The 20,524-nt window shown below is 39.7% G+C and carries 19 protein-coding genes and 1 pseudogene; 9 read left to right on the forward strand and 11 right to left on the reverse strand.

Annotated features, from left to right (window positions below):
* The first annotated feature begins 98 nt into the window (after window positions 1–98).
* Entirely contained in the window at window positions 99–236 is a 138-nt protein-coding gene (locus tag FTT88_RS02215; protein WP_180004097.1) for a hypothetical protein, read from the forward strand.
* A gap of 332 nt (window positions 237–568) precedes the next feature.
* On the opposite strand, the gene FTT88_RS02220 is transcribed toward FTT88_RS02215, so the two are convergent.
* Window positions 569–1,744: a YbfB/YjiJ family MFS transporter gene (locus tag FTT88_RS02220; RefSeq protein WP_180004099.1), complete on the reverse strand. Its 1,176-nt coding sequence runs from the start codon at window positions 1,742–1,744 to the stop codon at window positions 569–571.
* Window positions 1,745–1,977: 233 nt separating this feature from the next.
* On the reverse strand, window positions 1,978–3,408 hold the full coding sequence (locus FTT88_RS02225) for a pyridoxal phosphate-dependent aminotransferase (protein WP_180004101.1): 1,431 nt from the start codon (window positions 3,406–3,408) through the stop codon (window positions 1,978–1,980).
* 228 nt (window positions 3,409–3,636) lie between these two features.
* On the opposite strand from FTT88_RS02225, the gene msrB reads away from it, so the two are divergent.
* The 3 genes from msrB to FTT88_RS02240 all read left to right on the forward strand — a co-directional run bounded on the left by msrB (window position 3,637) and on the right by FTT88_RS02240 (window position 5,162).
* On the forward strand, window positions 3,637–4,056 hold the full coding sequence (gene msrB, locus FTT88_RS02230; RefSeq protein WP_180004102.1) for a peptide-methionine (R)-S-oxide reductase MsrB: 420 nt from the start codon (window positions 3,637–3,639) through the stop codon (window positions 4,054–4,056).
* Complete coding sequence (locus FTT88_RS02235; protein ID WP_180004104.1) at window positions 4,053–4,535, forward strand: glutathione peroxidase; 483 nt, start codon at window positions 4,053–4,055, stop codon at window positions 4,533–4,535. The genes msrB and FTT88_RS02235 overlap by 4 nt, the downstream gene beginning before the upstream one ends.
* 117 nt (window positions 4,536–4,652) lie before the next feature.
* On the forward strand, window positions 4,653–5,162 hold the full coding sequence (locus FTT88_RS02240) for a TonB C-terminal domain-containing protein (RefSeq protein WP_180173664.1): 510 nt from the start codon (window positions 4,653–4,655) through the stop codon (window positions 5,160–5,162).
* Window positions 5,163–5,527: 365 nt separating this feature from the next.
* Here the strand turns inward: FTT88_RS02240 and dapC are convergent, their stop codons facing one another.
* From dapC to FTT88_RS02265, 5 genes are all read right to left on the reverse strand, one after another.
* Window positions 5,528–6,697 (reverse strand): succinyldiaminopimelate transaminase, encoded by a 1,170-nt coding sequence (gene dapC / locus FTT88_RS02245; RefSeq protein ID WP_180004106.1) that lies wholly within the window; start codon window positions 6,695–6,697, stop codon window positions 5,528–5,530.
* 24 nt (window positions 6,698–6,721) lie between these two features.
* Window positions 6,722–9,388, reverse strand: coding sequence for a [protein-PII] uridylyltransferase (gene glnD, locus FTT88_RS02250; RefSeq protein WP_180004107.1), 2,667 nt, complete (start codon window positions 9,386–9,388; stop codon window positions 6,722–6,724).
* 29 nt (window positions 9,389–9,417) lie between these two features.
* Window positions 9,418–10,632, reverse strand: coding sequence for a formate-dependent phosphoribosylglycinamide formyltransferase (purT, locus tag FTT88_RS02255; RefSeq protein ID WP_180004108.1), 1,215 nt, complete (start codon window positions 10,630–10,632; stop codon window positions 9,418–9,420).
* A gap of 900 nt (window positions 10,633–11,532) precedes the next feature.
* Window positions 11,533–11,880, reverse strand: a complete 348-nt coding sequence (ygaH, locus tag FTT88_RS02260) for an L-valine transporter subunit YgaH (RefSeq protein ID WP_180004109.1) — start codon at window positions 11,878–11,880, stop codon at window positions 11,533–11,535.
* A complete protein-coding gene (locus FTT88_RS02265) occupies window positions 11,877–12,629 on the reverse strand; it encodes an AzlC family ABC transporter permease (protein WP_078194362.1) in 753 nt (250 codons plus the stop codon). Before FTT88_RS02265 ends, ygaH begins: the two co-directional genes overlap by 4 nt.
* A 103-nt stretch (window positions 12,630–12,732) precedes the next feature.
* Between FTT88_RS02265 and FTT88_RS02270 the strand changes: the two genes are divergently transcribed.
* Window positions 12,733–13,212: a hypothetical protein gene (locus FTT88_RS02270; protein ID WP_180004110.1), complete on the forward strand. Its 480-nt coding sequence runs from the start codon at window positions 12,733–12,735 to the stop codon at window positions 13,210–13,212.
* Window positions 13,213–13,647: 435 nt separating this feature from the next.
* Entirely contained in the window at window positions 13,648–13,806 is a 159-nt protein-coding gene (locus FTT88_RS02275) for a hypothetical protein (protein WP_180004112.1), read from the forward strand.
* Window positions 13,807–13,902: 96 nt separating this feature from the next.
* On the opposite strand, the pseudogene FTT88_RS02280 reads toward FTT88_RS02275, so the two are convergent.
* Window positions 13,903–14,610: pseudogene (locus FTT88_RS02280) on the reverse strand (Crp/Fnr family transcriptional regulator).
* Between the two features lie 100 nt (window positions 14,611–14,710).
* On the opposite strand from FTT88_RS02280, the gene FTT88_RS02285 reads away from it, so the two are divergent.
* A complete protein-coding gene (locus FTT88_RS02285; protein ID WP_180004114.1) occupies window positions 14,711–15,250 on the forward strand; it encodes a DUF962 domain-containing protein in 540 nt (179 codons plus the stop codon).
* A 64-nt stretch (window positions 15,251–15,314) separates the two neighbouring features.
* On the opposite strand, the gene FTT88_RS17485 is transcribed toward FTT88_RS02285, so the two are convergent.
* Window positions 15,315–15,749, reverse strand: a complete 435-nt coding sequence (locus FTT88_RS17485) for a hypothetical protein (protein ID WP_180004116.1) — start codon at window positions 15,747–15,749, stop codon at window positions 15,315–15,317.
* A 232-nt stretch (window positions 15,750–15,981) separates the two neighbouring features.
* On the reverse strand, window positions 15,982–17,073 hold the full coding sequence (gene ychF / locus FTT88_RS02295) for a redox-regulated ATPase YchF (RefSeq protein WP_078189045.1): 1,092 nt from the start codon (window positions 17,071–17,073) through the stop codon (window positions 15,982–15,984).
* A 269-nt stretch (window positions 17,074–17,342) separates the two neighbouring features.
* Here ychF and FTT88_RS02300 point away from each other — a divergent pair, with 269 nt between their 5' ends.
* The gene (locus tag FTT88_RS02300; RefSeq protein ID WP_078194356.1) at window positions 17,343–18,107 is read left to right on the forward strand and encodes a glutathione S-transferase family protein; all 765 of its coding nucleotides are present in this window, start codon (window positions 17,343–17,345) and stop codon (window positions 18,105–18,107) included.
* 81 nt (window positions 18,108–18,188) lie between these two features.
* On the opposite strand, the gene FTT88_RS02305 is transcribed toward FTT88_RS02300, so the two are convergent.
* Window positions 18,189–19,517, reverse strand: a complete 1,329-nt coding sequence (locus FTT88_RS02305; protein ID WP_180173665.1) for a hypothetical protein — start codon at window positions 19,515–19,517, stop codon at window positions 18,189–18,191.
* Between the two features lie 482 nt (window positions 19,518–19,999).
* Between FTT88_RS02305 and FTT88_RS02310 the strand changes: the two genes are divergently transcribed.
* Window positions 20,000–20,470: an Lrp/AsnC family transcriptional regulator gene (locus tag FTT88_RS02310; protein WP_067763303.1), complete on the forward strand. Its 471-nt coding sequence runs from the start codon at window positions 20,000–20,002 to the stop codon at window positions 20,468–20,470.
* The last annotated feature ends 54 nt before the right edge of the window (window positions 20,471–20,524 follow it).

Here is a 20,524-nt window from a genome sequence, read left to right on the forward strand (position 1 = left end):
GTTCCATGAAAATTAGCGGTACATTGGTTGTTGTCCTTTAGTAGATGTACATCTAGTAACAGTACATTGTGACACTTATGATGATAAGGAGAAATGAAATGTCTCGTAAACAGCATCAACAAAACCAACAAACTGATCAACAGCAGCAAAATGATCAGCAACAGCAACAGCAACAAGACCAAAAAAAACAGAAACAACAGCCACATCAACGAAATCAGCGTCAACAACATCATTAATAGGCTAAAGACTTTGTGAGTCAAAGTTCATTTGGTCAAACGATTTTCTAATTGAACGAAATTAAAGTTTTATACGTAGACGAGAAGGAGATGAATTTGTCTAAGAAAACCAAATCACTTAAAAAGGAAATTAAAGCGAGGTTGAACAAAATTTCAAAGCATAATTCTGCTCTGAAAAAATTAAAGAAAAAGCTAAAAAAAGCTTAGCCCATTCACTCTTTATCAAAATGAAAAGACCTATTTATATAGGTCTTTTCTTTGTATGCATGATTTTTGTATGTATGACTTTTGTATGTGTAATTGATGATGCAGTTGAATGTCATATGATTTGCCTAGACGAGATTTTTGCTCAATTTTGCTGTGCGAGTGAACCAAAAGAGTTGCATTGTTCCAATGCAGAGTACGCATGCGGCCAAAATAAATTGCTGTGAATAATCAACACCGATTCGCTGTAAAAAACTAAAGCTTAAACCACCGATCAATTGAATAGATGCAAAGCACAGGGTTGCAATACTCCAGAGCTTTTTATAGGCGCTACCATAGATTTGCAGAATGGTATAAGAGGTGAGAAAAACCACTGCCGGATTTAGCAAACCTGTAGCAAAAGAAGAAAAAAAAGTAAAAAGTGGATGGATATTAATGATCGCTATAAAAATCGCGAAGACATAGCAGCTATATAAAATTTTAAGAGCGCTGATATTTCCCAGTTTTTGTGCTAGGCAGTAAGCAGCAAATGCCCCTAAAGCACTCCCCAGACCATATAAAATCCAATTGAAATTGATCCCGATCGGGCTGAGGTGTAGGGTGTGAGTTAAATAGTCAATCCAAAATAATGAATGGGGCACGTAAGCAAAAGCACTGGTGCTATACACGATTAAGAGACAATAGAAAATTCCATCAACTTTATGTTCTGCAGCTGGAATCGCGGTGAGTGTTGTGAGTTGTGATTTAAAACTCTTCAAAAGCACGCTGAGTAAAATACAAATCAGGGCTGAAAAAGAAAACAAAATCAACCAAGCCCACTTTGTCGACATTTGTTGGATGTAAGGCAAAAATAGCGTTGCCATTAAGATTCCCAAGCCAATGCCGCTAAAACCAATAAAGTTGATTTTAAAGCGGTCTTGAAGCTGTGAACATTGGGCCACAACACTTGGGGAGAGGATCATTAGTAAGCCGCCGCTGATCCCTGAAATAACGCGCCAAGTGCTATACCAAAGTTCTGAAAAACCTGAAAATGCACAACTGAGTAAACTGAGTGTCCCTGCAATAGCTGCGAGTTGGATGTAGCTTACCATGCTTTTATTTTGGGGTAATTTCATGGCACAAAATGCACCGATCAAGTAGCCGAGCAAATTGGCACTGCCTAAGATGCTAGCAAAACTTGAGCTCCAACCAAATGCTTCACGGGTTGAAGGGAGGAGTGCAGTATAGGAAAAACGTAAGATCCCGATGCCTAGGCACATGCTTAGACAGAGAAATAGGCTCAGTTTAATTTTGTTAGAGAACATCCTGTACTCATGTATTTTTATGATTGGTTAAAAAATAACATGAATATGCTGTAGAAAAATCAACAGATCTTAAAGTTTTGACTAAGGTCTAAGCTCAAAATAAATTATTAAAAACTTAACTATTCAAAAAGATAGCTGTGGTGTGAGTACAGTATAGAAATCAAATTTAAGGATACAGTAATAAAAAAACCGTACAGCACGTACGGTTTTTTTATTTTTAAAGCACTTATGAATTAACGCATTTTCGCCAAGAAACGACCTAAACGAGTCAGTGCTTCACGTAGTTCATTTTCAGCAGGCAAGAACACCACACGGAAGTGATCAGGTGTTGGCCAGTTAAAGCCCGTACCTTGAACCAAAAGTACTTTTTCAGCACGGAGGAAATCCAACATGAATTTCTCATCGTCTTGAATTGGGTAAATTTCAGGGTCCAGTTTAGGGAAGCAGTACATAGCACCCTCTGGTTTAACACAAGACACACCCGGAATATCATTCAACATTTCCCAAGCAATGTTCCGTTGTTCATATAAACGGCCGCCCGGACGGATGAGATCATTAATTGATTGATAACCGCCTAAAGCTGTTTGAATCGCATATTGCGCTTGGTGGTTGGCACATAGACGCATCGACGCCAACATGTCTAAACCTTCAATGTAGTCTAGCGCACGTGATTTATCGCCTGTAATTGCCATCCAGCCTGAACGGTAACCTGCAATTCGATACGCTTTAGATAAGCCATTGAATGAAATACATAGCTGATCGCCTGCTAAAGATGCAACAGAGACATGCTCAATACCGTCATAAACGATCTTGTCGTAAATCTCATCAGCAAATAAAATTAAGTCGTATTTCTTCGCAAGAGCCACAATTTGCTCAAGCACATGACGTGGGTAAACCGCACCTGTTGGGTTATTCGGGTTAATCACCACGATACCGCGAGTATTCGGTGTGATTTTACTTTCCATGTCGGCAATATCTGGATACCAGAAATTTTCTTCATCACATTTATAGTGAATGGCAGTACCGCCAGAAAGGTTAACTGCTGCAGTCCACAATGGATAATCTGGCATTGGCACCAGCATTTCGTCGCCATCGTCGAGCAAGCCTTGCATTGCCATCACGATCAGTTCAGATACGCCATTTCCGACATACACGTCATTGACGTGCATGTTTAAAATGCCTTTTTGCTGGTAGTACTGACAAATTGCTTTACGCGCAGGGAAGATGCCTTTTGAGTCGGTATAACCAATTGCATTTGGCAGGTTGAGTGCCACGTCGTTAATAATTTCTTGAGGTGCTTCAAAACCAAAAGGAGCAGGGTTACCAATATTTAATTTAATAATTTTATGGCCAGCCTCTTCCATCTCATTGGCCGCTCGCAACACTGGTCCGCGAATGTCGTAGCAAACATGCTCGAGCTTAGACGATTTCTTAATTTCGCGTGTGGTGTTAAACGTATTCGGCATTTTTATATTCTCGGAAAGAGTGGAGGTCACTTTTGCATAACGGTATAAATAGCTTTTAAATGTCTCGGTCGTTACTAAATCGAGATGATGTTCGTCTCTGAGTAAAGCAACTATTTTTTCATGCGTAAACCCTGCCTGTTGATATTGTTTGATCACGGGCAGCAGATTTTTAAAAATTACGCTCTTTTTCTGCGACATTTTTTTATCCTGAGCAAGAGTAGGGCTAAGATTATCACTAAAGTTGCTCACAAAAAAGCATTTAATTTGGTATTTTGCTTACCATGATTTTATATTTGCTTACCTTTTGCTTTTTTGGTCATTATATAGATTTTGTAAATTGTTGAATAAAGACTAGAAATTTAAGAATGAATGACGTAAATATAGGATTATCCTATTTTAAATACCACGATATAAAGGGACGTCATCATGGGAAAACTCAATAAAACAGAAAGAGAATGGCAAAGAGAATTGTCACCAGAAGAGTTTCGCATAACGCGTCAGAAAGGCACGGAGCAAGCTTTCACTGGAAAATATTGGAATACGAAACAAGCTGGCACGTATGTATGTCGTTGTTGCGGGGAACCGCTTTTTTCTTCTGAAACAAAATACGATAGCGGTTGTGGTTGGCCGAGCTTTTATAAGCCAATTGAACCTGCTGCGGTGGAAGAAAATGTAGATACGACACACGGTATGGTCAGAACAGAAATTGTTTGTCATCATTGTGACGCACATTTAGGGCATGTTTTCCCTGATGGACCACAGCCGACTGGATTGCGTTATTGTATTAATTCAGCATCCTTAGAATTAGAAACAAAACAAAAAAATGATGAGGAAACTTATCCATGACCACCATTCACCAGTTTGAAGCAGAATTACTGGACGGAAGTAATAAATCCTTTGCAGATTATGAAGGCCAGGTTTTATTAATTGTAAATACCGCTAGTAAATGTGGATTTACTCCTCAATTTGCTGGTTTGGAGAAAATTTACGAACAATATAAAGATCAAGGTTTTGAGGTTTTAGGTTTTCCATGCAACCAATTTGGCGGACAAGATCCGGGTTCAAATGATCAAATTGGCGCATTTTGTCAAAAAAACTATGGCGTATCTTTTCCGATGTTTGCCAAAGTGAATGTAAAAGGCCCTGAAGCGCATGTGATTTTCCGTTATTTAACCAATAACTCGAAAGGCGTATTGGGTAATGGTATTAAATGGAACTTCACCAAGTTTTTAATTGGCAAAAATGGGCAAGTTATTAACCGCTATGCACCCACGACCAAGCCTGAAACATTGAATGAAGATATTGAAAAAGCTTTGGCTCAGTAAAATGAAGTGAATCATTGGCCGAACTGAGGTTGATATAAAGGCGCGGAAGCGTCTTTATTTTTTTGGATGTTTATACTGAAGTCTCTTTATTTGAAGGTCATAACATTGTTTAAGCAGATGGTTAAACGTCGAATTTGTGTTTTAACGTTTTTTTTACTTGTATGTGTGGGGATAGCTTGGGCAGATAGCAATCCAAGTGCATCTGAACCTACAAAAATGTCTGTTGTTGCAAGCAATCTAGACCGCACGACAGATGCTCGGGTCAACGCATTATTGCAATTATTAAAAACACCTGTAGAAGAATACCAACCTACGCGTGTTGCTGATGCAATTGATCCACATGTCAAACCGAAAATGTATGAAGTCTCTTGGGTGAATGCACCACAATATGTGCTATCTGCGTCTGAAATGAAAACATATAAGCATCCCGTCAAACTACAGCTCACCGTGATTGCTGCAACAGGCTATATTGTTAGCTCAAAACTCATTGCAAGTTCGGGCTCTAAAAGCTTTGATCAAAAAGTACAAAAATCCCTATTGGTTGCGCGACTTGAACCTATTCCGATGGTTGATAAAAATCTCAGTTATACCGTTCAATATGAATTTGCTCTTCATCCACCTCAATAAGCTTATAGCAGAAGGCAAATTTTGAGTTCCATAAATGATCTGTTATTACTGGTGGATCTAATTGATAATGAAAGATATTACTTTGCAACTAACTAAAACCTTTCAGTGTCTGTTTGTCTATACGCTTTACAACAATTCGTTATGACCATACTTATTTTTCATACAGCGTTTAACAGTGAGAGAACCTCGAACATTTAAATTGAGTGCAACATTTGATTTCTAATAGTGTTCAATGATTTCTTAATGATTGTTTATAAATAATTATTGCTAGATGATTAGCTCTGAATGATTGTTAAGAAATGACTCAAATAAAAATGCCCCAAATTTGGGGCATTTTTTGTTTTAAGCAAAACACTTTAAATCAATTAAAGTACTGCTTTTAAGCGACGAATCACTTCTTCACATTGGGTAATATCAGCAACCAGAGCTAAGCGGACATGGTTTTCACCCGGATTACCTTGTGCTGTATCACGTGATAAATAACGGCCTGGAAGCACTTTAACGTGTGCTTTTTCCATCAGCATTTTGGCAAAAGTTTCATCATTATCCACTTTTAACCAGTAGTAGAACCCTGCATCAGGTTTTTGTAATGGTAGTAGGTGACCCAGTTCGCGTTGGAATAATTCAAATTTTGCACGGTACTGGACGCGGTTTTCTTCGACGTGTGCTTCGTCATCCCAAGCTGCAATTGAAGCTAACTGGTGTTGAACAGGCATCGCAGCGCCATGATAAGTACGATATTGTAAATAAGGTTTTAAAAGCGCAGCATCACCTGCAACAAAGCCAGAACGCATACCCGGTAAGTTAGAACGCTTAGACAGTGAGTGGAATACCACGCAGTTCTTATAATCATCACGGCCTATTTCAGCACAAACTTCAAGCAGACCAACAGGCGCTTCATCAAACCAAAGCTCTGAGTAGCATTCATCAGATGCAATCACAAAATTATATTGGTCAGACAGAGCAATCAGTTTTTTAAACTGTTCTTTAGAAAGTACCGCACCTGTAGGATTACCCGGTGTGCAGACAAACAGTAAAGCGGTTTTTTCCCAAACTTCAGCTGGCACAGCGTCAAAGTCGCCAAGGTAGTTATTTTCTTCTGTACAGTTAATGAAGTAAGGTTCTGCACCCGCAAGTAAAGTTGCGCCTTCATAGATTTGGTAGAACGGATTTGGCATCACCACATATGGGGCATCTTCACGTTTAATCAAAGCTTGTACAAACGAGAAGATCGCTTCACGTGTACCAGACACAGGCAATACGTTGGTGTCTGCACTGATGCTATTGAGTTTAAAGCGACGAGTTAACCAATTTGCAATGCTCGTGCGAAGCTCAGGTAAACCCTTGCTGTTTGGGTAAGTAGATAAGTGTTGAAAATTATCAATAATGGCCTGTTTCACAAACTCCGGTGCAGGATGCTTTGGCTCACCAATCGATAGGGGAATCAAAGGCAAATCTGCGGGTTTCACATCCTGAAATAGCTTATTTAGCTTTTCAAATGGATAAGGGTGTAATAATGACAAACTGGAGTTCATGGAATGGATACCGATCAATTTAAGTTAATGATGACTACAAACCTGATTCGAAGCTTCATCAAGTGCTGACTTTAACTGTGCAGCAAACGTTTCCGCTTCTGAATCACTCATAGGTGAGCCATCTTTTTTAGTGACATAGAAAATATCTTCAGCACGTTCACCGAGCGTCGCAATTTTCGCAGAGTGAATATCTAGGCCTTGCATCATAAATAAACCACCGACTTTAGCAAGTAAGCCCGGATGGTCAAGTGTCGCAATTTCAACCATATTTTGTTGAAGCGCTTCATTAAAAGAAATACTCACGGTATTTTCAATATCAAAATGACGCAGTTGACGTGGAATGCGACGTTGCATCAGGCCTGGGTACTTGTCTGATTGGCTCAAGGCTTTTTTAAGCGCTTCAATAACGGTTTGCTCACGCTCTGGATCTGTTAATAAGGTGCCAAAACGGTCAAGTACAACATAGGTGTCCAAACTAAATGCAGTGGATGCAGTGATAATACGGGCATCTTGAACATCTAGATTCATTCTGTCCAAAATAGCCACTGTGGTCGCAAACAAGTTAGGCTGATCTTGGGTGTAAATAAAGATCTGTACCGCATCTTGTGCAAATTTGCGATGTGCTCGCATCAGTACCAATGGTTCTGCATTATTGCCATGCTTTAATATGGCGCGCGTATGCCATGCGATTTCATCGGCAGATTCTTTTAGGAAATATTCATCACCGAGTTCTTGCCAAACAGTTTCTACATCGTAGAGCGAAAAATCGTTGACTAATAGTTCACTGGCCGCAAATTTAGTGTCTTCGATCAGCATTGGATAATCTACAGGACGACCCAAACCAGAACGAATCACATCACGCGCTTGTGTATACAGTTGGCGCATGAGGGATGCACGCCATGTATTCCAAAGCGTCGGATTAGTTGCATTGATATCAGCAACTGTCAATGTGTAAAGATAGTCGAGATGTTCCATATCGCCCATTTTCTCAGCAAATTCTTTCACTACATCTGGATCGGAAATATCTTTTTTCTGAGAAGTAACGGACATCAATAGATGGTTTTGAATCAACCATGCGACAAGGTTGCATTCACGTTCAGTAAACCCATGGGTACGGCAAAAAGCAATTGCATCCGCTGCACCAAGTTCACTGTGGTCACCACCACGACCTTTGGCGATATCATGGAAAATTGCCGCTAAATAAACAATGTCACGGCGCGCCAGTCGTTGGAATACGGAGCTAACGACAGGGAAGTCCTTAGCAAATTCAGGCTCTTTAAAACGGTTTAAATTACGTAGTAGTAATAGGGTGTGGGCATCGACAGTATAAATATGGAACAAGTCGTATTGCATGAGTCCCATGATTTGCCCAAAGGCAGGAATATAGTTGCCGAGCACACCATAACGTTTCATCGCCACCATGGTGTCATATAAACGGTAGGGTGAGCGAATGATCGCCATAAATAAGGCTTGATGTGCGGGATTGTTACGGAAGTTTTGATCAATACGTTTTGCCGCAAGAGACAATAGACGTAAAGTTCGGGCACGAATGCCTTCAATTTCCGGACGATTCGCCAAGAGGTAGAAAATTTCTAAAATAGCACTTGGATTTTCAGAGAAAATTTTATGATGCTGCACCGCCAATTTGCCATCAACTAATTTGAAGTTGGCATTGATTTCTTCAATCTTACGTTCATAGTCAGGCAAGCGCGGTGTGATGACCGATTCATTGAAATAAGCCAAGAGCATTTCATTTAAAGTCGTCACTTGCTGAGCGCTACGGTAGTAACGTTTCATGAACTGTTCGATTGGATAATTCGGTGATTTGCCTTCTTCACGCTGATAGCCAAATTTAGCGGCAATGTCACGTTGATAATCAAACAGTAAGCGGTTTTCGTCGCGCTTGGTTAAGCGATGTAAATGATGACGGATTTCCCAAAGAAAGCTTTCTGTTTCTTCAAGAACGCCAAGTTCAAACTCTGAAATAAAACCTAGATGTACAAGGTCATAGATGCGATTGACACGGAAATGACGCTTTGCAATCCAACCGATTTGGTTGATGTCGCGGATACCACCGGGCGCATTTTTAATATCGGGTTCTAAGTTGCTTTCGGTATTGTTATGTTGAGCATAGCGTTTGGCTTGCTCTTGCATTTTGGCATCATAGAAGGTTTTATCCGTCCATGTCTGTGACACGATACGGCGTGGCCATTTGGCTAGGTGTTCATTGCCCACAATCAAACGTGCTTCGATCAGCGCTGTTGCCACGGTTAAATCATTGGTGGCTTGAGCAACACAATCGTTAATAGTACGTACACTGATGCCCGGTTTGAAATTACCAACATCCCAAAGTGTTGAAATAAAGCTGGAGATGAGTTTTTCTTGTTCTGGGCTGATTTCATCCTCAGACAAAATCATGATATCGACGTCGGAGTATGGCAGCATTTCACGGCGACCATAGCCACCTACAGCAAACAAACCGAGATCGGTTTGGTCGAGTTCAGCATGTGTCCATAAGAACTTTAAAGCTTCATCGATTAGATTCGATCGCGCCAAAATCACATCACGAATCGACTGTCCATTTTCAAAGCATTCCTGTAGCTGATTTTCAACATCTGAGCGCCATTGGTTAATCGCCTGAATGTCGTGGTTACTTTTAATGTAATTCAGCAGAGGAAGCGTATTGATCATGAACAGTGGTCCGTTAAGGTGTTACAAACTTAGTTTTGTTGAACACTGACTTGTTGTGCAGCATGTTGAGCAAGTTCACGCGCGTGATCTGTGGTTTCAGCGCGTGCTGTTGCTACGCCCATACGGCGACGTTTAAAGCCTTCTGGTTTACCAAAGAGGCGTAAATCGGTGTCTGGATTAGCCAAAGCAAGATTTAAGCCAGTAAATGATAAATTGGTATCATCCACGCCTGCATAGATGACTGCGCTCGCAGCAGTACTGTGTCGAGCAGTATTCACAGGCAGACCAAGAATGGCACGTGCATGCAGTTCGAATTCGCTTTGGAATTGCGATGCAAGAGTGACAAGGCCTGTATCGTGTGGACGAGGTGATACCTCACTAAACCATACTTTATCGCCTTTGACAAACAGTTCCACCCCAAAAATGCCACATCCACCTAATGCAATGGTTACTTTATTGGCAATACGCTTGGCTTCCTCTAATGCAAGAGCAGTCATAAGTTGTGGCTGCCAACTTTCAACATAGTCACCAGAGTCTTGGCGGTGGCCAATCGGGTCGCAAAATGATGTTTCAATTTCACCTGTTTCTGCATTTTTTGCACGAACAGTCAGCAGGGTGATTTCAAAGTCAAAGTCAATTTGTGATTCCACAATCACTGTACCTTGATTTACACGTCCACCTGTTTGTGCATATTCCCAAGCAGCATCGACTTCATCAAAGCTTTTTACACGTGACTGTCCTTTACCCGAAGACGACATGACAGGCTTAACAAAGTTTGGATAGCCAATGTCATCGCATGCAGCACGGAACGCTTCAAGGGTATTGGCAAATCGGTAGGCTGAAGTCGGGAGTCCAAGCTCTTCGGCAGCTAGACGGCGAATCCCTTCACGGTTCATCGTCAGGTTGACAGCTTTTGCAGAAGGAATGACAGTGGCAATATTTTGTTCTTCGATCTCGACTAAAACTTGAGTCGCAATGGCTTCAATTTCAGGAACAATCAAATGAGGCTTCACTTGAGAAATTAAAGCTTTAAGTGCCTCAGGATCTGCCATATTTAAAGTATGAGAAAAATGTGCAACTTGCATGGCAGGAGCATGGTCATAACGATCGGCAGCATGAACTTCTACACCCAAACGTTGCAATGAAATCACAACTTCTTTACCGAGTTCACCAGAACCTAACAGTAAGACTTTATACGCTGAAGACTGAAGTGGAGTACCAATAGTGACGCTCATGTAAATCATCCATGCTTGATTTTATGGGAATTTAAGCATAGCAGAACTTGTTCGAGAGATAAGCGAGTGTTCACATAAATAAATGATATTGTCCAACAATTTTTTTTATATCTTTATGGGGGAGCGTTCGTGTAATTATTTATCTGTTAAAATCTTTAAAAAGTGGTAATTAGTTGTTTTTTATTTAAATTCACTTTAAATATACCTGCATTTTTTACAGATGCAGGGAATGGCTCAATATCCAAATTTGCACATTGAAGCGCACAAAGCTGCACAGATGTTTGGCGGAAGTTGGGCCAGTACAGCAATCCGAGCAGTGGTGCGACGCATATGCATAAAATCAATATTAAGCCAATTAAAATGGCAGTGAAATAGAGTGCGTCTGCAGCTACCGATAGAATGTGAAATGATGAATTGAGCCATGAACTGAGGCTAAAAATGCACAATAGAAAAATCAATAAAAAACCCGCCAGCTGCAGAAAATTGCTGAACAGGCGGGGCATCGATATGTGTGAAAACATCAGGCGACGTGGATGTAAGTGCAGAATCTGCTGTGTGCAGTTATATAAGCCCACAATCTTTTGTTGCTGATTTTTCTCTATATAAATGGCGCGGATCTGATCTGCTGGTTGGCAATGTACAGCGCAGAAATTAGCACTGAATAGCTGGCTTTGAATGAAGCATTGAAAATATACGCTTTCGATGGGTTTTTGCAGTCCCCAGCTTAATTCAGATGGTTGTCTAGAATGATATAAATTTTGCCTTGAATAAAATGGTACTTTGCCATCTATTGTTTTCCTTAAGATTTTTTGTGTTATGTGTTGACTATCTCATAAATATTGCTAATTAAAAGGCACAGGCTGAAGAAGCTTGTGCTTGAGGGAGATTTGGATTGTCGCTGACTTAGCTTTAGAGGTGAAAAGGTATATAGGTATAGACTAAGCCGTAAGTCAGTGCTGCAGTGAGCGTGGCTGGTACAATTTTCTTAAACTTGAAATACAAACCTGCAAGCACAGCAAATCCAACCAACATGGCAAAGCTTTTATTTGGGGCTTCAAGCAGAGGTGGTAAGGTTGCAACCACCAACATTGAACTAATTGCAGCGATACCAATCGAGCCCAAAGCGATTTTTAGCCATAAAGAACCACGCTGCTGTGAACCTTGCTGAAATTTCTGAATTACAAAAAATGGCCCAAACCGTGATGCAAAATTCGCAATTCCGACCAAGATCCCGACCAGGATAATTTCTAGATTCATGATGCTTCACCCATATGCTCAGGATCAGGTTTTTTTAAAACATAATGTTTGAATAAACCGGCAAAAATACCAGAAGAAATACCGATAAAAATCGCGGCAGACAAGTCAATAAAGTAGCAGGCAATCGCAGAAACAATAATTGTAACCGTGACCACAAATGTATGTTTTTTCTCAAATGCGGCAAGTAAAAAGCTTAAAAACAATGCAGGCAGTAGAAAGTCGAGTGCGGCTTGTAAAAATTGTGGAAGGTTGCTGACTTGATCGGCAAATAAACCGCCTAAAAATGAGCCTGTTGCCCAAGACAGCCAACTAAATAAGCTGAGTCCTAACATCCAAGATTCTGACCATTCTTGACGACGTTGCGACAGTTTGATCATACCTGATGCAAAAACTTCGTCGGTTAAACCCCAAGCCCACACCGCAGTTTTCTTTAAGTTAAGTCGATCTTGAATCAAGTTTTGTAAGGCAGGGCCATAGAGTAAATGGCGGATATCGAGGGCAATTACAGTAAGAGCAGTCATCCAAATAGATGTTCCACTTCCCAGTAACGCTACGACGAGAAACTGACTGGCACCTGCATACATAGAGCATGATAAAAATAAGGCTTCCCACGCAGTGAAACCAAATTGAGTCGCAGAAACTCCAAATGCAAAAGAAACAGGAAGATAGGTAAAGATAATGGCTTGACTATCTTTAGCACCTTGCCAAAAACCCGCAGGCTGAACTGTAGGAAGTTTGTGCTCAGACACGACACACCTTTGAAAGAGTTGAACAACAGGTCAAATGATGATTGAGTATTGTACTCGAATTCACTAGCATATTGCCGAATATGTTTGCTGAAATGAGCCGGATATGCAGAGGTTGAAGATGCGTGGGATACTGATTGTTTCATTATTGAGCAGCACGGTGTTGTTGCAGGCCTGTGGTAATGATGGAGCTGAACAAGCTCAAGTTGAAATTAAAGCAGCACCCAAATTAACCAATGATGCAACGGAGTATGCTGCCAAAGCTTGGGCGTTTATCAATGAAGTCGATCCGATTGTTTATGCAAAGCAAGTCGATCAGATGGAAGAGAAAGTTCGTATTCCAGCGCGTAAATTGAGTACGGAATGGCGGATCAATGTCAAAATGACCGATTCTGTGACTGAAGGGAAATACGCGCTGTGTCGTAAGGCTTTGACAAGTCTGGAAATTTGGGCACGTGAAAGTATTGATCAGAGTTCGACTGTTGCACAAAAGCAAGCAGATTATGAGCGTGATAAAAATCAATGCAAAGGTGCGATTGAAAACCCTGAACTCGGAAATACCGATCCGAAAAAAGTAGGCGTTTAACTTGATCAAAGCAGTGAAGTTTCACTGCTTTTTTTTGGGAAAATATCAAAAAACAAGAATAAATCTATAATAGATGATTGATAATTTTTCCTCAAAGTATCGCTATTTCATATAAAAAATAAATCAGACTGCTGTCTTTGCGTTGAGCTTAGTTTCAAATTTACATGTTTATTTTTTGAATTTAAATAGATAAAGCATTGATAATGAATTGTAAAAATATCTTTTGAGAAAAATTTATTGTTAAAAACTCCCCATTATAGAACGCTAGTCGTCTGACTTTCTCTTTAATTAATATCTTTAAAATATTAATAATACAAAGTATGAATAATGTGATAAAAAAATTAAAATTATCATTATTTGATAAATTGTGTAAAAATAACTGCGTATAAGATGAAGTATGTAAATTAAATAAAAGACGTTGAATAGGTGATTAAGATGAAAAAAACATTAATGCTGTTATCGGTTTTGGCTGTTTTGACTACAGCGCTCAATGCACAAGCAGCGACTGAAGACAAATCAGAAGCATCAACTCAAGAAGTTGCAGCATGTACAAATGGTTTTGACAGTGTAAATGTTTGCCAATTATTGTCTTGATCAAAACTCGATAAAGTGAAGTGCCACAAATAAAAGCAAAATAACTATAAAGAATCATTCTGGTGCAATTAAATGCACTTATTTAAATCACAAATGTCAGACATCATGCACAGGAAGTGCATGAGCAATCTGATGTAACTGCGCTAGATCTAAAACTTCAATTTGTTTAAACGCAACACGAAGCACCTGTATTTTTTCCAACTGCTGAAGCTCCTGATTGACTGATTGTCTTGAGCAATTCATCAGTTGCGCGAGTTGTTCCTGCGAGATATATATGGTGTGTTGCTCAATTTCCAAATGATTTCCATATCCATTTAAAATAAACAGCAGACGCTGTGCGAGACGTTGACTTAAACTTTGCGTTTGTAAGGCTATGAGTTCCATAAAGGCATAGCGAAGTTTTTGACTGGTGAGCTGGGCAATATGAAACTAAAACTCAGGGTGTTGTTGTAATAATTGCTGAATTGCTTGAGCCGGTAAGTGTAATAAGGTGGACTTTTTGGTGCAGATGGCATCGTGAGAACGTGGTAATTGGTCAACCAAGGATATTTCGCCAAACCACATAATCGGCTCAGCAATGGCGGCAATCGCTTCTTTGCCATGAATATCAATATAGCCTAAGCGAACTGCGCCTTCTAAGACCGCATACATACCATTAAAACGCTGTCCTGATAAAAAAACACGTGCGTCTTTTTCGAAAGTTAAGGTCAGGGCATGGTGGTAGATAAAGTCTTGGAAGGAAACATTTAAGCCTGAATACCACACATTTTTATTGAGTTGATGCACATATTGAGCGTCCAGCACAGCATATCCTTATTTTATGGTCCAACTTGTCTATTAGCTGACAACTTTATTGATGCATTTTTTATATAGTGAAATGAGTGAATGAACAAGGAGTAAGTTAATGAGCAAACTTGAAAGGCTGCTAAGCCAATATGCAGCATATCATTTGGATCGAAAAAATGTGCTAACGCATTTTGTGGGTATTCCGCTTATTGTATTTTCGATTATGTGTCTAACCGCACGGGCAGGGCTGGTGATTTCAGGTGTTGAACTGACCCTTGCATTGTTGTTGATTATTGCTAGTGTCATTTATTACCTGAGTTTAGATAAAATTTTCAGTTTGATCATGCTATTGGTATTTGCCGTCACGTATCCTTTAGCCTTAATGATCGCAAAAATGAGCCTTATGTCATGGTTGATCTGGAGTGTGGGGATCTTTGTAGTGGGTTGGATCATTCAATTTATCGGTCATTATTATGAAAAGAAAAAGCCTGCGTTTATGGATGATGTCATTGGCTTGGCAATAGGGCCTTTATTTGTCCTAGCAGAGTTTGTGTTTCTACTAGGCTTTCGTAAAGAGCTTGAACAACGCATGCTGACAGAAGCAAGAAGACAGCGTGCAGAGATGGATGCAAAAGCATTACATATTGCTCACCCATAAATGATTTAAATAAAAAAGCCGGATAATTCCGGCTTTTTTTTGCGATGTACTTATTCTCAACTGTTTAGGATTTCACAGCAGCTTTATGTTGTTCCGCTGCGACCTTTTGTACAGCGATTTTTGCTTTTGCGTCAGTATTTGCAGCTTTGGCAGCATGGGCTGAAGTTTTAGTTTCTGATTTTGCTTGTGTTGCAAGATGCTGTGCTTGAGCTGCATCATGTTTTGCTAATTTTTGATTATGTTTCACTTTACTCTGAGCCAATTGGCTGGCTTGTTTTGCATCGTGTCGAGCGACTTTTGCATCATGCTGCGCAACTTGTGCTGCATGTGTAGCAGTACGTTCCTGATGTTTTGCATCTTTAGCAATGGAAACACAAGTACCACCTTTATGGTTTGCACCTGTACCACCTGTAAGTGTGGTGCCTTGTGGACATGCAAACGCAGTTGCACTAAGCATTGTAAAGATACCTGCTGTTAGAATTGTGCTGATTTTTTTCATTGCTATTGTTCTATGAAAATAGGCATTAGTGCCTATGAATAAATTTATAGCAGAACGGTAGAGGTTTAAGTCGTTGCACTGTGGTGACTCGGCAACCAAATCATGTATTCGTGTCGATATAATTTTGTTTTTAAGCAGGTTTTAAGTTTTTAAATATGCTTATTTTTTTGGCTTGAGCTTTTGCCTGAAATTAAAAAAGCCAGCAAATTGCTGGCTTCTTATAGGTGCTATCTTATACGTTAAAACGGAAGTGTAAAACATCGCCATCTTGAACGATGTATGTTTTACCTTCTAAACGCCATTTACCTGCTTCTTTAGCGCCAGCTTCACCGTTGTATTGAACGAAGTCGTTGTAGGCAACACATTCAGCACGAATAAAGCCTTTTTCGAAGTCAGTGTGAATCACACCAGCAGCTTGAGGTGCAGTTGCACCAATTTTTACTGTCCAAGCACGAACTTCTTGTACACCCGCTGTGAAGTAAGTTTGAAGGCCGAGTAAGCCATAACCTGCACGAATAACCACGTTTAGACCAGGTTCTTCCATGCCTAAAGCTTCAAGGAATTCCGCACGGTCTTCATCTTCAAGTAATGAAATTTCTGCTTCGATTTGGTTGCAAAGTGGAACCACAATTGCATTTTCTTCAGCAGCTAATTTTTGCACTGCTTCTAAGTGAGGGTTATTTTCGAAACCATCTTCTGCAACGTTGGCAATATACATGGTTGGTTTAAGGGTTAAGAAGCCATAACCACGCACCAATTTGCGTTCATCTTCATCAAGGTCTGCAGCACGCGCAGGTTTACCTTCATCCAGTAAAGGTAAAATTTTGTCTAAAACCGCTTTGGTCGCAATCGCTTCTTTATCGCCACCTTTTGCAGATTTTGCTAGACGTGTAATTGCTTTAGAAACAGCTTCTAAGTCAGCAAGTGCAAGTTCAGTGTTGATCGTTGCGATATCGTCAAGTGGGTCAATTTTGCCATTTACGTGAATGACATTCTCGTCTTCAAAACAACGTACAACGTGTGCAATAGCATCAGTTTCACGAATGTTAGCTAAGAATTGGTTACCAAGGCCTTCACCTTTAGATGCACCAGCAACAAGACCTGCGATATCCACAAATTCCATCGTGGTTGGGACAACACGTTGTGGGTTTACAATTTCAGCAAGTTTATCCATACGTGGGTCAGGTACAGGTACGATCCCAGTATTTGGCTCAATTGTACAGAATGGGAAGTTTTCAGCAGCAATCGCAGCTTTGGTTAATGCGTTGAAAAGCGTTGATTTACCAACGTTCGGCAGGCCGACAATACCACAGTTAAAACCCATGAAATAACTCACAAAGTATTATAAAAAAATTGTGGATGATTTTACATGAAAGCCATAATAAAGTCAGGTGATATGGGCAGGAGAATGTATATCTTATTGAATCGCGCAGAGATAGAGATGAATTCACGTCTGAATAATGCTTGAGTTGCACTACAGATGCAGAATAGGTGCAAAAATGACATTGTGTTTCAATAACACAGTGACTAAAGTATCCCTATAAAATTACTGGGTTTTATAAACTACAGTTACAACAAAAACTTGGAGCATTTATGCGAACTCTCTACCAGTTTCCACTCTCACATTTTTGTGAAAAGGCGCGCTGGTTACTCGATCATAAAGAGTTGGATTATGTGGCTCATAATTTAATGCCGGGTGTACATCGTGCATTTGCACAGCTTAAAACAGGGCAAAACAAATTACCGATTTTACGTGATCAAGATCATTGGGTTGCAGATTCAACTCAAATCGCCTTTTACTTGGATGCGACCTACCCCGAACATAGTCTGATCCGTCCAGATGTCAAACTGCGTGAAGACGCTTTAGAAATTAATGAACTCTCCATTGAGTTAGGCCAACATGTGCGCCGTTGGGGGTTGGCACATGCATTAAATGAAAGTGAAGAATCACTTGATATTTTAATTGGTGAAAAGGGCTATTTACGTCAGTTTGAAAAATATTCCAAGCCCATTATAAAGGCACTGGTTTCTAAAGGTTATCAATTAGATACGGATAAGGTTGCGGCTTCACGTGAGCGATTGGACGAAATTGTGGTTGATTTAAATCAACGTCTGATCGAACAAGGCGGGCGTTATTTTGTAGGCGACCGATTAGGTTTGGCTGATATTGCAGTGTGTTCAATGTTGGCGCCGATATTGGAGATTGTCGGAACGCCGTGGGAAAAAGAGCATGGCGAAACCTTGTCAGAAGAGTTTAAAGCTTACAAAGCCTATTTGAGCGATTTGCCTTTAGGTCAATATGTGCAACGTATATACCAAACAGAACGTAACGCACGGGTAGATTGGCGTGGTGTATAAGCTCTTTATATGAAAACTTTGCGTCATACTGCTTTAAAAAAGCGCGCCTAACAGCGCGCTTTTTCATCAGACATTCAATCCTTAAATATAGCTTTGTTGTTGAATATCCAAAATATTCAGCACTGGACTGATACTATCGGCTTGTAAAGTATTCAGCGGCATAACAGGGTAGAAGATATTGCCTAGCGCATCCTTAATACTTGGGATGATGGTGGAGATATCAAAATCACCTTGAGCAGAACCTAAATTTTCCAATAGGTCATTAATATTCGGTAATTGGCCCGTGAGGTTTTCAGTCAATTGGTTGAACTGATCCGTGATAGAACCAAGATCAATTTTTTCAGGAGCAAGATTGCCAAGTAAATCGCCAAGATCTGGAATGGTCAGTTGATCGAGGAACTGAGTCGCTTCACCATTACTGTCCATCAGAGCAATGACTGGTTTCAACGAATTAATCACTTGATTTAAATCAGTTGAAAGCGTCAGTAAGGATGGATTGTTGACCACATCCAAAATGGTGCTCACGCTATTTAATACATCATAAATCGCTTTGACGGTTTGAGCCTGATCCGTATCGATGACATCGCTTTTTGCCAGTAAATCTAACAGCGGATTAAGTCCTTTGATCACCCCTGAAATGGTCTCAGGGACATTCCCTTGGTTGGCTGATGAAATGGCGGTCACTAGATTGGTCACACTTCCAATCACTGTCGGTAAAGCATGACTCAACTGTTCCATATCAATAGTTGAGTTGTCTTTATTGATTGAAGCTAATAAAGGTAGGAGGGCAGTCGTTGCACCTTGTGCAATTTGCCCAAAGTCGATGTTTCCAGAAGACGAGCTCCCAATCATCTGAATAATGGGTTGCGCATATTCTAAAACTTGGCTGAGTGTATTGATAATTTGTGTTGCATCCGTTGACCCAGTTGCGCTTCCAAGCATAGCAAGCAATGGTTTGATGGCATTTACAGCACTGCTAATATTGTCAGGAAGATTGGCTTGATTATTGGTGCTACTCAGTAAACTTTGCAAGCTGTTGACAATGGTAGGTAAGGATTGAACCAACTGATTCATCTCTGTTGAGCCAGCGTTGCCACCTAAATTTTGTAGGAGCGGTTGCAGTGTTGTCATCAAAGTCTTGAGTGCATCCGAATTTGAACCGTTATTGGATGTAAGACTTTGAATCGTGCTAATCACTTGCGGAAGCGATTTGGTCAGTGGGCTAAAATCAAAAGATTTTGTGCCACCTAAATTACCCAATAATCCTGTCAGCGTATCCGTGATATTGGTTGTAGGTTTAAGCGGGCTAAGTAGGTTACTGACCGTGCTGCTAATTGTACTGAGCTGTAGGGAAGGACTTAGTACAGAACTTAATTTTGAGCTGAGTGAACTCAGTGATTTAATTGCCATGTTTATTCTTCCGTTTTTGTTTTTTTGTATATTTATGAACCGCCGCTATTTTTTAATGTAATTACCAAACCAAGTAAATAAGTGAAAAAAATGAAATGTGAAATAGAGCGCACATTGAAAAATAAAGTAAAAATAAAAAATTGAAAAATATAAATAAAATATCTTTCCCTTTTATCTGAAATTGATTTATTCAGATCAATGGAATGCATCGAGAAGCTTTATTGGTAGGTTGTCTAAAGACGTTATTTAGAATATAAAAACTAAACTTTGATGAAAAAACATTCATTTAAACACGATATATATGCAAATTATTATGTTCATAATGTGTATGAGCTTTATTATTTTTAATAAATCATGCTATACATGAGAAAACTTGCACATAAATGCTGATTTTAAAACTTAAAATAACATTGAAAATGACAACAGGTGTTTGATGAATCTGGATCATCAGCACTGTTTTCAAAAATGGCTGGAGTAGACTGATGGAACTAGACCGTTTTGATAAACAAATTTTAGAAATTTTGACCCATGAAGATGTCAATTTAAATGAACTGTCAGAGCGAGTGAATTTATCGGTCAGTTCAGTTCATCGTCGGATCAAACAATTGATTGATCACAATATTATCAGTGGTCTAAAACGTGAAATTAATTATCAAAAATTGGGCTTTAGTTTGCATGTGCTGCTACAGGTGTCCTTAAGCAAACATGATACAGATACTTTTGCTAAATTTTTAGAAGAATTAGAAAGTATTCCAGAAGTCATTAATGCATTTTTAGTGACAGGGCAGTCGGCAGATTTTATTGTTGAAGTCGTTGCGCGTGATATGGAAAATTATAGTGAAATTTTACTCAAACGTATTGGTAAAATTGAACATGTGGTTGCATTACATTCAAGTTTTGTAATTAAGCAATATAACGTTTTTAACTGTAATGGATTGTTAAATAAGGTTTAAATACAGCTCTCATATATAAACTCAAACAGTTGAAAGCTAGGCAATAAAAAACGC

Origin of the sequence: Acinetobacter sp. YH01024, assembly GCF_013420195.1 — a bacterium.
Taxonomy (GTDB): Bacteria; Pseudomonadota; Gammaproteobacteria; order Pseudomonadales; family Moraxellaceae; genus Acinetobacter; species Acinetobacter amyesii.

Coding starts and splice junctions, on each gene's coding strand:
- FTT88_RS02275 (WP_180004112.1), top strand. CDS start 13,648: ATGAAAAAAACATTAATGCTGTTATCGGTTTTGGCTGTTTTGACTACA.
- FTT88_RS02270 (WP_180004110.1), top strand. CDS start 12,733: ATGCAGAGGTTGAAGATGCGTGGGATACTGATTGTTTCATTATTGAGC.
- FTT88_RS02220 (WP_180004099.1), bottom strand. CDS start 1,744: ATGTTCTCTAACAAAATTAAACTGAGCCTATTTCTCTGTCTAAGCATG.
- ygaH (WP_180004109.1), bottom strand. CDS start 11,880: ATGAATCTAGAAATTATCCTGGTCGGGATCTTGGTCGGAATTGCGAAT.
- dapC (WP_180004106.1), bottom strand. CDS start 6,697: ATGAACTCCAGTTTGTCATTATTACACCCTTATCCATTTGAAAAGCTA.
- FTT88_RS02235 (WP_180004104.1), top strand. CDS start 4,053: ATGACCACCATTCACCAGTTTGAAGCAGAATTACTGGACGGAAGTAAT.
- msrB (WP_180004102.1), top strand. CDS start 3,637: ATGGGAAAACTCAATAAAACAGAAAGAGAATGGCAAAGAGAATTGTCA.
- FTT88_RS02285 (WP_180004114.1), top strand. CDS start 14,711: ATGAGCAAACTTGAAAGGCTGCTAAGCCAATATGCAGCATATCATTTG.
- purT (WP_180004108.1), bottom strand. CDS start 10,632: ATGATTTACATGAGCGTCACTATTGGTACTCCACTTCAGTCTTCAGCG.
- FTT88_RS17485 (WP_180004116.1), bottom strand. CDS start 15,749: ATGAAAAAAATCAGCACAATTCTAACAGCAGGTATCTTTACAATGCTT.
- ychF (WP_078189045.1), bottom strand. CDS start 17,073: ATGGGTTTTAACTGTGGTATTGTCGGCCTGCCGAACGTTGGTAAATCA.
- FTT88_RS02240 (WP_180173664.1), top strand. CDS start 4,653: ATGGTTAAACGTCGAATTTGTGTTTTAACGTTTTTTTTACTTGTATGT.
- FTT88_RS02300 (WP_078194356.1), top strand. CDS start 17,343: ATGCGAACTCTCTACCAGTTTCCACTCTCACATTTTTGTGAAAAGGCG.
- FTT88_RS02305 (WP_180173665.1), bottom strand. CDS start 19,517: ATGGCAATTAAATCACTGAGTTCACTCAGCTCAAAATTAAGTTCTGTA.
- FTT88_RS02310 (WP_067763303.1), top strand. CDS start 20,000: ATGGAACTAGACCGTTTTGATAAACAAATTTTAGAAATTTTGACCCAT.
- FTT88_RS02225 (WP_180004101.1), bottom strand. CDS start 3,408: ATGTCGCAGAAAAAGAGCGTAATTTTTAAAAATCTGCTGCCCGTGATC.
- FTT88_RS02215 (WP_180004097.1), top strand. CDS start 99: ATGTCTCGTAAACAGCATCAACAAAACCAACAAACTGATCAACAGCAG.
- glnD (WP_180004107.1), bottom strand. CDS start 9,388: ATGATCAATACGCTTCCTCTGCTGAATTACATTAAAAGTAACCACGAC.